We start from the raw sequence: 13,726 nt of genomic DNA, 5'->3' as shown, positions 1-13,726 counted from the left end.
CGGCAGCGTCACCACAGGTGCAGGAAGCTCCGGACGTCGTCATAGCCGTCCTGGGCCCGACCATCCACGTCCGCCGGATCTGCCTCAGCCCGCGCCGCCAGCGACTCCGCCAGCGCCAGCGCTTCATCACTGAGCTGCCCGAAGCGCCGAGCGGTGTGTCCCAAGCACAGGCCGGCCAGCCCAAGCAGCGGACTACCCGATACTGCGCGCGTCCCGACCTGCACACACCAGTGTTCGATGAACTCCGCGTCGTCGTCGTTCAACGCGATCCCGACCAGCGCACTCGCTGCCTCGCCCTCCGCCGAGCGGTCACGCAGAGCCCGCTCGATCGTCTCGGCCACCACCTCGTGGGGCAGCGCGGCGGGGTTCTCGAAGCTCGGACGAGAGTGCACCCCGCGAGACTACGCACCCCGCGCGACCGGCAAGCCCCAGGAGAACGGTGCCTGATGCGGCACTAGTTCTCGTTGAGGAAGTCCGAGACGTCGAAGGAGCACAGGGGTCCGCCGAAGCGGGGGCCCGATGCCACCTCGCAGCCGATCTCGCGCCAGGCCTCGGCTTGCTGCTCCGACTCCACGCCGCCGACCCACAGCTGCGCGCCGCAGGCTCGGGTCAGCGGGACCAGGCTGCGGATCGCCTGCACTTCCGGGAGGTCCGTCGATTCCGCGTTGTGCAGTATCGAGACCAGCTCGTCGGCCAGGCGCACCGCGTCCACCGGGAGCTCGCGCAGCAGCCGCAGTTCTTCCGGGGAGCCCTGGAAGTCGTGCAGGGAGGTCTTGATCCCGCGGCTGCTGAGGAACCGGACGTTGTCCCGGGTCTCCTCGTTGTCGCCGCTGATCGCCACCATCGGCAGGCACAGCCGCAGCCAGCCCGGGTCGACGTCGCCGGTGTCCAGCACGCGGTGGATCACCGCCGCCAGATCGGGGTCCTGTCCCTGGTTCGGGCTCAGCGCCACGTTCAGCTGCACCCGGTGCCCGTCCGCGTGCCACTCGCGCAGCTGCTCCCAGGCGGTGGCCACCATCCAGTCGCGCAGGGACAGCGTCACGCCGGAGCGCTCCGCCAGCCGCAGGCACTCCTCGTGCTCCAGCGTGCCGTTCTCGCTGGTGTCCCAGCGAAGTCCCGCCTCCAGCGCGATCACGCCGGATCCGTCCAGGCGCACCAGCGGGCGGTAGACCACGTCGAACTCGCCCTGCTCCAGGCCGCCCGGCATCACCGCGGCCAGCTTGGACTCTATGCGCTCCTCCGGCGCCCGGTCCGGGTCGAACAGCGCCCACTGCCGCTTGCCCGCCGCTTCCGCGCGCCGGAGCGCGACGTCGGCGGCCCACAGCATGTTCGACGCTTCCGCCTCGGCCACCTGCCGCTGCACCACGCCGACGCTCGCCGACGCCGCGATGCCCTGGTCGCCGACGTAGACCGGCTCGGCGAGCAGGTCGTTGATCATCTTGACGACCTCGGGGACCTTCGGGGTCTGCTCCTGCTCCCACACCAGGATGGCGAACTCGGTGCCGCCGAAGCGCGCGACCAGCGCCTCCTCGTCCTCGACCAGCTGCTCCAGCCGCCGCGCCACCGTCTTGATCACCAGGTCGCCGACCTCGTAGCCGAGCCCGTCGTTGATCAGCTCGAACCCGTCCAGGCCCAGGTGGTAGAGCGTCATCCGGGAATCGCGCGGGAAGTTGGCCAGCGCGGTCTCCAGCCGGGTGGAGAAGTACTGCCGGTTGGGCAGCGCGGTCAGCACGTCGTGCAGCGCCTGGTAGCGGAACCGGGCCTGCAGCATGTGCAGCTCGGTGATGTCCTCGACCATCGTCACGAAGTGGCGAGGCGCGCCGTCCGAACCGCGCAGCACCGAAACCGCCAGGTACGCCCACGCTTCCTCGCCGTTGGCGCGCAGCAGGCGCTTGCGGTCGCTGAGGCGCTTGGCGCTGCCGCCCTCGGCCAGCTCGCCGTACGCGGCCGACAGGTACTCGGCGTCGTCGGGGTGGAACAGGTCGTGGATCGTCATCGACGTCAGGGCCTGCTCCTGGTAGCCCAGCGTGTGCTCCCACGCCGGGTTGACCTGGACGAACCTGCCCTCCAGATCGCAGATCGCGACCCCGATCGGCGTGGTGGTGAACACCTCGCCGAAGCGCGCCTCGCTGGCCGCCAGCTCGCGGTCGGCCTTGAGCTTCGAGCGCAGCAGCGCCCGCTTCAGCGTCTCCTGCTGCACGAACGTGCTCTCGCGGTCCGCGGCGGCGTAGCCGGCCGCGATCGCGGCGACCAGCTCCAGCATCCGGTGCACGTCGTCGACGCCGAACCGCTGCACCAGCGCGTCGCGGAGCAGGTCCAGGCTCAGCGGCAGGCTGCTCTCGCCGGTGGCGTGCATCTCCACCAGCCGGGTGCCGACCTCGCGGCCGGTCTCCTCCAGCACCGACGGGTCGTCCAGCGCCGCCACGATGCGCTCGACCAAGTCCTCCAGCGTCTGCTCGACGGTCGCGCGGGCTAGCGGGATGTAGGAGGCGGTGCTCAGCTCCGCGGCCCAGCGCCGGGCCACCTCGGCCCGCCAGTCGGCATCGCGCCGCTGGGGAACCAGCACGCTCGGCGGCTCGTCCGCCGTTTGCTCGCTCATCTCACCCGTCCAGCAACGTTCGTCGGCGTTCGCCCCGGTCACACCTTTCCCGACATCTTCGTGGAACCGGCTCGCGCCCCCCGCGACCGCCTCATGGCTTGCGTCCCACCCCCGCGTAGATCTGCGAGCCGCCTGGCTCGTCGGCGGCCTGCTCCGGCCGGTCCGGCCGCCACAGGGCGGTGCCGACCACACCCGGTTCCACCAGCTCGAAACCGGTGAACAGCTCGGTGACCTCGGCGTGCGTGCGGGTGTGGATCGGGTCGGCGCTGCGCCGCATCACCTCGACCACGCCCGCCATCTCCTCGGGGCTGATGTCGGCGGTGAAGTGCGAGAGCGCCAGGTAGCTGCCGGGAGCCAGCGCGTCGCGGTAGCCGGCGATGACGTCCGGTGCGCCGGCCTCGTGCGGCACGAAGTGGAAGACACCGGCCATGATCAGCCCGATCGGCTGGTCGAAGTCCAGCAGCCGCCGGGTCTCCGGGTGCTGCAGGATCGCTGCCGGATCGGTGAGGTCGGCCTGCAGGATGGTGGCGTTCTCGTTGCCCTCCAGCAGCAGCTGGCTGTGCGCCACGGCGACCGATTCGTAGTCCACGTAGACCACGCGCGCCTGCGGATCGGCCGCCTGGGCGATCTCGTGCACGTTGCCGACCGTCGGGATTCCCGAACCGACGTCGAGGAACTGCCGCACGCCCTGCTCCGCCATGAAGACCACGGCGCGGCGCAGGAAGGCGCGGTTGAGCCGCGCCACGTCGCGCGCGCTGGGCAGCGCGATCAGGAACCTCTCGGCCAGTGCGCGGTCCGCGGCGAAGTTGTGCGCACCGCCGAGCAGGTAGTCGTAGAGCCGCGCCGCGCTGGGGACTTCTTCGTCGACACCCTCGGGCACCCAATTCGCTGGTTCGGTCACGTCCGCCTCGCATTCGCACCGTTGCGTGCCGACCAGACTACTGGGTGACACCACCCTGCCCCGCAGGGCGTAATGCCGATGCAAGATCGGTATCGGTGGAGGCGGCCGTTCAGCCCACCGGGCTATCGCCGCTACGCAGATCGGCGAGACCGCCGGTCCCACCGCTCACTGGCTCGGCGGGACCGGCTCTCCGCCTAACGCCGCCAGACGGTGCCCCGGCGCTCGTACTCCACGACCGCCTCCACGCTCAGCGCCACCTGCGCCCCGAAGTTCCGCTCCAGCAGCCAGAGCGCGAGATCCAGCCCGGAGGTGATGCCGCCGGAGGTCACCAGGTCTCCGTCGTCGACGACCCGGCCGGGCATGATCCGGCCGCCCTGCCGCGCGAGCTCCTCCTGCACCAGGTGGTGGGTCGTGCACGGTCGGCCGCGGGTGATCCCGGCCGCCGAGAGCAGCATCGCGCCGGTGCACACCGAGGCGAACACCAGTCCCGGTCGCCGGGCCCCGCGCAGCGCGGCCGGGAGGTGACCGCGCTCGATCTCCCGAGGTACCCCGGGGGTTCCGTCGGGCATCCCGTAGCCGCCACCGGCGACCACCACGAGGTCGGCCTCCTCCGGCGCCCACCCGTCGGCCGCGATGCGGGTGCCGAACGCGGAGGTGATGGTGCCGGGCCCGGCACCGGTGACCAACCTGGTCTCGATGCGGGCCCCGGTGTGCGCGGCGTGCTGGAAGACCTCGTTGGGCGCGATGAAGTCCAGGTCGTCGGCGCCGTCGAAGACCAGCAGGTGCACGCGGAACGGGTTGCGCCGCAACGGTTCGGCCTGCGCGGCGGCCGGGACGGCGGCGGCCGCGGTGACCGCCGCACCGGCCGCGAGGAGTGATCGTCTGTCCATGACATCGATGCTGATCTCCGCCGCCGGAGAGCGACAGCTCCGGAGAGGACGTTCTCCGTATGCTTCTGGCCATGCACGTGGTGGGCGTGGCCGCCTTCGACGGCGTGGTGGGTTTCGACCTGGCCACGGTGTGCCAGGTCTTCGCGGCGGCCCGGCCACCCGGTCGGGACAGCCCCTACGAGGTGCGGGTCTGCGGCGCGCCCGGTACCCGGGTGACGGCGGTGGGCGCCGACTGCTTCCAGCTCACCGCACCGTTCGCGCTCGCCGAGTTCGCAGCGGCCGACACGATCCTGGTGCCCGGCGTGCAGGACTGGACCCGGCCGTGGCCGCCGGAGGTGCTGGAGCTGCTGACCGACGCCGCGGCGCGCGGCACCCGGATCGCGTCGATCTGCACCGGCGCGTTCGTGCTCGCCGCGGCGGGGCTGCTGGACGGCGCGCGGGCCACCACGCACTGGAACGCCGCAGGACACCTGGCCGAGACATATCCGCAGGTCGAGGTCGACCCGTCGGTGCTGTTCGTCGACAACGGGCAGGTGCTCACCTCGGCCGGCGTCTGCGCCGGGGTGGACCTGTGCCTGCACCTGATCCGCCGGGACCACGGTTCCGCCCTGGCCGCCCGCACGGCCCGGCTGATCGTGATGCCGGCGTTCCGCGAGGGCGGGCAGGCGCAGTTCATCTCCTACGAGCTCCCGAGCGGCAGCCTCCGCCCCACGATGGACTGGATGCGCGCCAACCTGCATCGGGATCTGCCGCTGGCCGAGATCGCCCGGCGGGCGAGCATGAGCGTGCGCACCCTGAACCGCCGCTTCCGCGACCTCACCGGTACGACGCCGCTGCAGTGGCTGGTCCTGGCGCGGGTGCACCGCGCGCAAGAACTCCTGGAGACCACGGACCTCCCGGTGGAGGATGTGGCCCACCGCTCCGGCTTCGGCTCCGCGGCGACCCTGCGCCGCCACTTCGCCGACCGGGTAGACACCACGCCGACCGCCTACCGCACTGCGTTCCGCGAGCGGTCGGCGCGCTGAACGCTTCCACAGCCGATCACGACCAGCGCTGCGGTTCCGCAGGTGGCTGCCGTGAGTGCTTTGGGGTGCCATAGCGCCCCAAAGCACTCACGGCACCTGACCAGCGGAAACGGAGCGCGGTGCGCTTCAGTGCGCTTCTTCGAGCGTTTCGCCTTCGGCGACGAGCGCGTTCAGCGCCGCGATGTCGGCTTCGGAGAGTTCGACGTCGACCGCCGCGGTGTTCTCCTCCAGGTGCTCGGGCGAGGAGGTGCCCGGGATCAGCAGGACGTTCTCGGCGCGGCGCAGCAGCCAGGCCAGCGAGATCTGGGCCTGGGTCGCGCCGTGGCGCTCGGCGATCCCGCGCAGCACCTCGTCCTCGCGCGCCCGGCTCTCGACGAAACCGGAGCCCAGCGGGAAGAACGGGACGAACGCCGCACCGGATTCGGCGGTCTTGGCCAGCAGGTCCGCCGCCGTGCGGTTGACCACGTTGTAGAGGTTCTGCACCGCGGCGATCTCGGTGTGCCGCTTGGCTTCCTCGTACTGCTCGACGGACACGTTGGACAGTCCGATGGCGCGCACCAGACCCTGCTCGCGCAGCTCCGCCAGCGCACCGAGCTGGTCGGCCAGCGCGATCCCGCGGTCCACCGTGTGCCGCAGGTAGACCAGGTCCAGCGCTTCCAGGCGCAGCCGGCGCAGGTTGTCGTGCACCTGGGCGCGGAGCGCGTCCGGGTGGTTCAGCGGCAGCCACCCGCCCTCCTGGTCGCGGTAGGCGCCGATCTTGGTGGCGAGCACGAGGTCGTCGGCGTAGGGGTGCAGCGCCTCGGCGATGAGCTCGTTGACCACCCACGGGCCGTAGAAGTCGCTGGTGTCGATGTGGTCGATGCCCAGTTCCGCGGCGCGCCGCAGCACCCGGATCGCCCGGTCGCGGTCGGCGGGCGGGCCGAACACCCCGGGGCCGGCCAGCTGCATCGCGCCGAATCCGACCCGGCTGACCTGGAGGTCCGCGGTCAACTGGAACACGCCGCCCAGGGCGTTGGAAGCACTCGTCACGCCGCGATGCTGCTAGAAAACGCCAGCTCCGGCAAGGAGCGCAACCTCACACCTGCGGCATCAGCAGCAGCCAGGTTCCGCCCAGCACGAGGGCGACGAGGCCGAGCAGGAACCAGAGCACCAGCCACAGCCCGGCGAGCACTCCCGTCATGCGGGCGAGCTGGTCGGCGTCGGAGTTGGCGGCCCGGCCGCACGAGCGCTTGCGACTCAGCTCGGAGATCGGCCGCAGCCCGCCGATGAGCAGGAACCAGCTCAGCAGGGCGCAGCACAGCGCCTGCCAGGCCGGGGTGGCGAACCAGGAGACCGCGAACAGCGCGCCGCCGGTCATCAGGATCGACAGCACGCCGTAGGCGTTGCGGATCGCGATCAGCATGGCCGCCAGCAGCGCGATGCAGCCCCACAGCATCACGTGCGCAAGGTCGACGGTGACCAGCCACGCGCCGCCCAGCCCGAGCAGGGAGACCGCCGGGTACCCGGCGAAGAGGGTGAGGACCATGCCCGGTCCGGTCGCCTTGCCGGTCGACACGGTGAGCCCGGAGGTGTCGGAGTGCAGCCGGATGCCGTTGAGCTTGCGCCCGCTGAGCAGCGCGACCACCGCGTGCCCGCCCTCGTGCGCGATGGTCACGACGTTGCGCAGCGGCAGCCAGGTGGTCCGGTTGAGCACCAGGACCAGGGAGACCAGACCGGCGATGAGGGCGGCGACGTTGCCCGAGTCGAGCAGCTGCGCGGACCACTCCCGCACTAATTCGTCCACAGTAGACACCTGGCGTTCGGGGTTGGGATCGCGCCCCAGCCTAGCCGAGGCATCCGGCCGCTCCCACCGGCAGACCGCCGCGCAACTTCAATTGAAATCAGACGTCCGATTTCAATTGAACTTGCACCTCGTCGGCGCGTCGTCCCCCGACATGCCGACGAGTGTCGGGATCTACGCGATTTCAATGGAAATTCGACCTTCGATTTCCATTGAAATCGCGGCATGACTCACCCGGACGGAGCCGGTTACCCACGTCCTCGGGCTGTCCGGCGCCTGGCCACCGACGTGCGGGCACCCGTGTGCGGGCACCCACCTCCTCAGTCGGCGCCGTTGCGATGCACTGCGGTTTTCTCCGAAACTGCATCTCACGTCGAAGATCGGACGATGAGTTCCGGGGTGATCGCCGTGCTGCGGGGAGTCGCCGCGTCGTCGGCCAGGCGGGCGTCGAGGATGCGGACCGCTTCGGCCGCGATCTGCTCCTGCGGCTGGCGGACCGTGGTCAGGGCCGGGCGGGAGAGCTCCGCGTAGGGGATGTCGTCGAAGCCCGCGACCAAGACGTCCTGCGGCACCCGGACGTCGTTGCTCGCCAGCTCGCCGAGCACGCCCAGCGCGATCGTGTCGTTGCCGCAGACGATGCCGTCGGGCAGTTCACCGCGCTGCAGCAGCAGTTTCGCCGCCCGCTGGCCCCACTCCTTGCTGAAATCGCCCAGCAGCACGTCATCCCCGTCGCCCGCCGCGCGCCGGTAGCCGTCGAGACGGGCCTGGGCGGCCGAGTCGGTCGGCTGCGCGCCCACGAACACCAGGCGCTTCGCACCGCGCTCGGTCAGGTGCCGCACCACCTGCCAGACACCTGCCTCGTTGTCCACGCCGACCCAGCTGCTCGCGAAACCGTCGACCCGCAGGTCGAGCTGGATCACCGGGATGCGCGCCGCCGCCGTGGCCAGCACTTCGCCGCTGCGCTCGCGGTGGCACGGGATCAGGATCAGCGCGTCGACGCGGCGGTCCAGCAGGGCGCGCACCTGGCGCTGCTCGACCTCCGGCTCGTAGTGCGAGTTGGCCAGCAGCAGGCTGCGCTGGCCGTCGTGCAGCTGCTTCTCGATCGACTCGACGAGCGTGGCGAAGAACGGGTTGGCGATGCGGGGCACGACCATGCCGATGGTGTGCGTGGTGCGGCTGCGCAGCGATGCCGCCACGACGTTGGGCTCGTAGTCGAGCTCGCGCGCCGCCGCGAGCACCTTGTCGCGGTTCTCCGCCCGCACGCCGCGCTGCCCGGACATCGCGCGCGACGCGGTCGCCACCGAGACCCCGGCCCGCGCCGCCACATCGTGGATCGTGACGCCCACGCCACCTCCTCCGCTCGCAGCCGGGGCGCACCGTCGCGCCGCGGCCGATCGGAGTGTAATCGGTTTCGCAGCCGTTGTGCCGCTTGACAGCAGATCTCCCATGGTTCATCGTGGCCCAGCTACGGAAACCGATTACAGTTTCCGCGCTCAACGACGAGTGGAGCTGACGGTGATGGCCGACGACGGGCACCTGGAGCTGATCGGGGTCTCCAAGACCTACCCCGGTGTGCGCGCCCTGGACGCGGTGGACTTCGACCTGCGCCCCGGCGAGGTGCACGTGCTGCTCGGCGAGAACGGCGCCGGCAAGAGCACGCTGATCAAGATGATCGCCGGCGCGCACCGGCCGGACACCGGCGAGATCCGGGTGGACGGCCGCCCGGTGCGGTTCCACGGCCCGGAGGACGCCGAGCGGCTGGGCATCGCCACCATCCACCAGGAGATGGCGCTGGTCCCCCAGCTGACCGTGGCCGAGAACATCTACCTGGGCCGGCCGCCGCGCCGCTTCGGCGTGATCGACCGCCGCGCGATGCGCCGCCGGGCCGCCGAGCTGATCGAGCGCATGGGCCTCGACCTGCACGTGGACGCCGTGGTCGGAGAGCTCGGCGTCGCGCACCGGCAGCTGGTGGAGATCGCCAAGGCGCTCAGCCTGGACACCCGCTTCCTGATCATGGACGAGCCGACCGCGGTGCTCAGCCGCGCCGAGGTGGACCGGCTGTTCGGCATCGTCGGCGACCTCACCGCGCAGGGCGTCGGCGTGGTGTTCATCTCCCACCTGCTCGGCGAGGTCGCCGAGATCGGCGACCGGGTCAGCGTGCTGCGCGACGGCGCCAAGGTCGCCGAGGTGCCCGCGGACACCGATCCGGACGAGCTGGTCCGGCTCATGGTCGGCCGCACCGTCGACCACCAGTACCCGCCGCGCGAGGCCGAGATCGGCGAAGTGCAGCTGGAGGTCCGCGGGCTGACCAGCCACGGCGTGCTGGCCGACATCGGCTTCACCGCGCGGGCCGGCGAGGTGGTCGGCATCGGCGGCCTGGTCGGCGCGGGACGCACCGAGCTGGTGCGCGCGCTGTTCGGCGCCGACGGCTACGACGAGGGCGAAGTGCTGGTCGGCGGCGAGCGAATCCCGTCCGGCGACATCGCCGCGGCCCGCGCCGCCGGGCTCGCGCTGGTTCCCGAGGACCGGGCCGGTCAGGGCCTGGTGCTGGGCGCGTCGGTGGCCGAGAACCTGGGTCTGGCAACGCTTTCCGACCGCACCCGGGCCGGGCTGGTCGACCTGGCCGGGCAGCGGCGCGCGGCCGCGGAGTCGGTGCAGCGGCTGCGGATCCGCACCGCCGGGCTGGACCAGCCCGCGCTGACCCTCTCCGGCGGCAACCAGCAGAAGATCGTCATCGGCAAGTGGCTGCTGGCCCAACCGCGGGTGCTCATCCTCGACGAGCCCACCCGCGGCATCGACGTCGGCGCCCGCGCCGAGATCTACGAACTCATCAACGAACTCGCCCGCGCGGGCACCACGGTGCTCGTCGTCTCCAGCGACCTGCCCGAGCTGCTCGGCCTCAGCGACCGGGTGCTGGTGCTGGCCGACGGACGGCTGCGCGGCGAGCTGAACGGTGCCGAGGCGACCCAGGAGCGCGTGCTGGCGCTCGCCGTCTCGGCGGAGCACACCGGAGGAGAAAGCGATGCCTGACAACGAGGTCGGCACCACCCCGCGCTGGCGGGCCGCGCTCGGCCGCGCCGGCGGACCGCTCGGCGGGCTGGTCGTGCTGGTGGTCCTGCTGGCGCTGTTGTCACCGGACTTCCTGACCGCGAACAACCTGCTCAACGTGGGCGTGCAGGCGTCCGTGGTGGCGGTGCTGGCGTTCGGCATGACGTTCGTGATCGTCAGCGGCGGCATCGACCTGTCGGTGGGCAGCGTCGCCGGGCTGGCCGGGATCGCGACCGGCTGGGCGGTGACCTCGGCCGGGCTGCCGCTGTGGCTGGCCGTCCCGGTCGGCCTGGCCGCTGGTGCGCTGGCCGGGCTGGCCAGCGGTGTGCTGATCACCGCCGGGCGGGTCCCGCCGTTCATCGCCACGCTGGCGATGCTCAGCGTGGCGCGCGGCCTGGCACTGGTCATCTCCGACGGCAGGCCGATCGGGGTGGACGGCTGGCTGACCGAGATCGGCAGCGGCGAGCTGTTCGGGGTGCTCCCCTACCCGGTGCTGGTGATGCTGGCGATCGGGCTGATCACGGCGTTCGTGCTGCGGCGCACCTACACCGGGCGCGCGATGTACGCGATCGGCGGCAACGCCGAGGCGGCGCGGCTCTCCGGCATCAAGGTGACCCGCCAGCGGCTGCTGATCTACGCGCTGTCAGGGCTGTTCGCCGCGGTGGCGGGCATCCTGCTCGCGGCTCGGCTGTCCTCCGCGCAGCCCGAGGCGGGCACCGGCTACGAGCTGGACGCGATCGCAGCGGTGGTGATCGGTGGCGCGAGCCTGGCCGGTGGTGTCGGATCCGCGCTGGGCACCTTCGTCGGCGCGCTGATCCTCGCGGTGCTGCGCAACGGCCTGAACCTGCTGGACGTCTCGGCGTTCTGGCAGCAGGTCGTCATCGGTGCGGTGATCGCCGCGGCGGTGCTGTTCGACACCGTGCGCCAGCGTCGGCGCAGCGGGCGGCGCGGCCCGGGGCTGCTGCGCACACCGGCGGTCCGCCGTGCGACGGCGGCGGTGACCGCGCTGCTGGTGGTGGCCGCGGGCTGGGCGGTCTACCAGCGGCAGAACGCCGCCGACGACGGGCGGCTGCAGATCGCGCTGTCGGTGTCCACTTTGAACAACCCGTTCTTCGTCGACCTGCGCGAGGGCGCGCAGGAGGAAGCCGATCGGCTCGGCGTCGACCTGCGCGTCACCGACGCCTCCGAGGACGCCTCGCAGCAGGCGAACGCGGTGCAGAACGCGATCGCGCAGAACGTGGACGCGATCGTGGTCAACCCGGTGGACTCCGACGCGGTGGTGCCCTCGGTGCAGGCGGCGAACGCGGCGGAGATCCCGGTGATCGGCGTGGATCGCGCGCCCAGCGACGGCATCGTGGTCACCACCGTCGCCTCCGACAACCTCGCCGGTGGCCGCCTGGCCGCGCAGCAGCTGGCGCAGCTGGTCGGCTCCGGTCCGGTGGCGGTGCTGGAGGGCCAGCCCGGCACGTCCGCGGCGCGGGAACGCGGCCAGGGCTTCACCGAGGAGATCCGCAACCACCCGGGCATCCAGGTGGTTGCCTCGCAGCCTGCGGACTTCGACCGCACCCGGGCGCTGGACGTCATGCAGAACATCGCGCAGGCCCACCCGGAGATCCGCGGTGTCTTCGCGGCCAACGACGAGATGGCGCTGGGCGCGATCACGGCGCTGGGCTCTCGAGCGGGCACCGACGTCAAGGTCGTCGGCTTCGACGGAACACCGGAGGGCCTGGCGGCGGTCCAGGCGGGCACCGAGAGCGCCGACGTGGCCCAGCAGCCGAAGCTGCTCGGCAAGGCGGCGGTGGAGCAGGCGGTCCGCGCGGCCCGCGCCCACGACCTCGGCCCCGGCGCCCCGACCAACATCCCGGTCCAGGTGGTCACGAAGGAGACCGTGGAGGCCTTCCTCCGCGGCCAGTGATGCCCGGTATCGCCGACGCGACCGATGCGTGATCGGTCGCGTCGGCGATGTGCCGGAGCGGGTGCGCGCCCGAAGCTGGCAGGCATGATCAAACGACTGCTGGCCGGCCTGCTGGCCGTGGCCGCCGTGCTGACGGCACCGGCCCCGGCGCTGGCCGCGCCGCCACCCGGTCTCACGGGACTCGAGGAGTGGATCGACGACCACGTCGCCGCCGCCATGGCCGAGGAGGGGATTCCCGGCGCTGCCGTCACCGTGATCGCCGGTGGCGAGCAGATCATCAACAAGGGCTACGGGCTGGCCGACGTCGAGAAGGGGATCCCGGTCGACCCGGACCGCAGCCGGTTCCTCGTCGGCTCGCAGGCCAAGCTGTTCACCGCGCAGGCCGCGCTGCAACTGGTGCACGAGGGCAAGCTGGACCTCGACACCGACGTCAACGAGTACCTGAGCACGTTCCAGATCGAGGACACCTACCCCGGGCAGCCGATCACGCTGCGGCACCTGCTCACCTACACGGCCGGGTTCGACGAGGACCACATGGTCGGGATGCTGGCCCACCAGGAACCGCTCGCGGAAGGACTGGCCGAGTACCAGCCCGCCCGGGTCAGGCCGCCGGGATCGGGCGTGGTCTACAACAACTACGGCATCGCGCTGGCCGGTCACCTGGTCGAGATCGCCTCCGGCATGCCCTACGCCGATTACGTCGAGCAGCACGTCTTCCGGCCGCTCGGCATGAACGACTCCGACGCCCGCTGCGGCGGCAAGGGCGACACCGTCGCCCACCTCGGCGATGGCACGCCCACCGAGGCGACCTGCGGCTACATGATCCCCGGCGGCACCGGCCCGACTTCCACGCCCGCCGACATGGGCCGCTACATGCTCGCCCAGCTCACCCGCGATCCCAGGCTCGGCCCCGGCATCGCTGCGGAGATGCAGCGCCAGCAGCACACCGAGCACCCGGGGCTGCGCGGCATCGGCTTCGTCTTCGAGCACATCCAGCACAACGGTCACCCGCTGCTGTTCAAGGGCGGCGAGATGCCCGGCATGAACTCCTACATGCTGTTCGTGCCGGAGCTCGACCTCGGCATCAACGTCGTCTCCAACGGCGACGGCAAGGGCGGCGAGGGAATCGACGGCATCGAGCTCGTGGAGGCGCTCGTCGACACCTACCTCCCGGCGAAGGCACCCGCCCCGCGCACGCCGATCCACGCCGACGTCGACCAGTACACCGGCTGGTACCAGGCCGGGCGGACCAGCCGGTTCAGCATGTACAAGGTCAAGGCGCTGTGGCGGGAGCCGGTGCACGTCACCGCCAACGGCGACGGCAGCATCCGCACGACCGGTCTGTCCGGCGGGCCGAAGGACTGGGACCAGGTCGAGCCGGGCCTGTTCGCCGAACGCGGCGGGTGGGGGCTGATCGCCTTTCCCGAACCGGGGCAGCTCGCCATCGACGGCAGCACCAACGTGTTCGACCGGATCGGCGTCGTCGACCTCCCGCAGCTGCACCTGGGGATGCTCGGCCTCGGAGCCGCCACCGGGCTGCTCGCGGTTGCTCGCCGATGACCAGGAAC

The 13,726-nt window shown here is 71.6% G+C and carries 11 protein-coding genes; 4 read left to right on the top strand and 7 right to left on the bottom strand.

The window, feature by feature from the left end; genetic code table 11:
• Window positions 1–8 precede the first annotated feature (8 nt).
• The 4 genes from C4T78_RS15710 to C4T78_RS15695 form a co-directional block, all read right to left on the bottom strand.
• On the bottom strand, window positions 9–392 hold the full coding sequence (locus tag C4T78_RS15710; RefSeq protein ID WP_218161415.1) for a hypothetical protein: 384 nt from the start codon (window positions 390–392) through the stop codon (window positions 9–11).
• Between the two features lie 62 nt (window positions 393–454).
• A complete protein-coding gene (locus C4T78_RS15705) occupies window positions 455–2,599 on the bottom strand; it encodes a putative bifunctional diguanylate cyclase/phosphodiesterase (protein ID WP_093345313.1) in 2,145 nt (714 codons plus the stop codon).
• Window positions 2,600–2,690: 91 nt separating this feature from the next.
• Window positions 2,691–3,500, bottom strand: a complete 810-nt coding sequence (locus tag C4T78_RS15700; RefSeq protein WP_093345311.1) for an SAM-dependent methyltransferase — start codon at window positions 3,498–3,500, stop codon at window positions 2,691–2,693.
• 194 nt (window positions 3,501–3,694) lie between these two features.
• Complete coding sequence (locus C4T78_RS15695; RefSeq protein ID WP_093345308.1) at window positions 3,695–4,390, bottom strand: DJ-1/PfpI family protein; 696 nt, start codon at window positions 4,388–4,390, stop codon at window positions 3,695–3,697.
• Window positions 4,391–4,461: 71 nt separating this feature from the next.
• Here C4T78_RS15695 and C4T78_RS15690 point away from each other — a divergent pair, with 71 nt between their 5' ends.
• Window positions 4,462–5,415, top strand: coding sequence for a GlxA family transcriptional regulator (locus C4T78_RS15690; RefSeq protein WP_093348211.1), 954 nt, complete (start codon window positions 4,462–4,464; stop codon window positions 5,413–5,415).
• 126 nt (window positions 5,416–5,541) lie between these two features.
• Here the strand turns inward: C4T78_RS15690 and C4T78_RS15685 are convergent, their stop codons facing one another.
• The 3 genes from C4T78_RS15685 to C4T78_RS15675 all read right to left on the bottom strand — a co-directional run bounded on the left by C4T78_RS15685 (window position 5,542) and on the right by C4T78_RS15675 (window position 8,541).
• Entirely contained in the window at window positions 5,542–6,444 is a 903-nt protein-coding gene (locus tag C4T78_RS15685; protein ID WP_093345306.1) for an oxidoreductase, read from the bottom strand.
• Window positions 6,445–6,490: 46 nt separating this feature from the next.
• Window positions 6,491–7,198 carry a M50 family metallopeptidase gene (locus C4T78_RS15680; RefSeq protein ID WP_093345304.1) on the bottom strand — a complete coding sequence of 236 codons (708 nt, stop codon included), beginning with the start codon at window positions 7,196–7,198 and terminating at the stop codon, window positions 6,491–6,493.
• 365 nt (window positions 7,199–7,563) lie between these two features.
• Window positions 7,564–8,541, bottom strand: a complete 978-nt coding sequence (locus C4T78_RS15675) for a LacI family DNA-binding transcriptional regulator (RefSeq protein ID WP_093345301.1) — start codon at window positions 8,539–8,541, stop codon at window positions 7,564–7,566.
• A gap of 172 nt (window positions 8,542–8,713) precedes the next feature.
• Between C4T78_RS15675 and C4T78_RS15670 the strand changes: the two genes are divergently transcribed.
• From C4T78_RS15670 to C4T78_RS15660, 3 genes are all read left to right on the top strand, one after another.
• Window positions 8,714–10,225, top strand: a complete 1,512-nt coding sequence (locus tag C4T78_RS15670) for a sugar ABC transporter ATP-binding protein (protein ID WP_093348209.1) — start codon at window positions 8,714–8,716, stop codon at window positions 10,223–10,225.
• Window positions 10,218–12,158, top strand: a complete 1,941-nt coding sequence (locus tag C4T78_RS15665; RefSeq protein ID WP_093345299.1) for an ABC transporter permease/substrate-binding protein — start codon at window positions 10,218–10,220, stop codon at window positions 12,156–12,158. The genes C4T78_RS15670 and C4T78_RS15665 overlap by 8 nt, the downstream gene beginning before the upstream one ends.
• Before the next feature lie 84 nt (window positions 12,159–12,242).
• Window positions 12,243–13,718, top strand: coding sequence for a serine hydrolase domain-containing protein (locus C4T78_RS15660; protein ID WP_177247353.1), 1,476 nt, complete (start codon window positions 12,243–12,245; stop codon window positions 13,716–13,718).
• Window positions 13,719–13,726: the final 8 nt, after the last annotated feature.

The organism is Saccharopolyspora kobensis (assembly GCF_900108315.1).
GTDB classification, from domain to species: Bacteria; Actinomycetota; Actinomycetes; order Mycobacteriales; family Pseudonocardiaceae; genus Saccharopolyspora; species Saccharopolyspora kobensis.
This window is presented reverse-complemented; position numbering and strand designations above follow the sequence as displayed.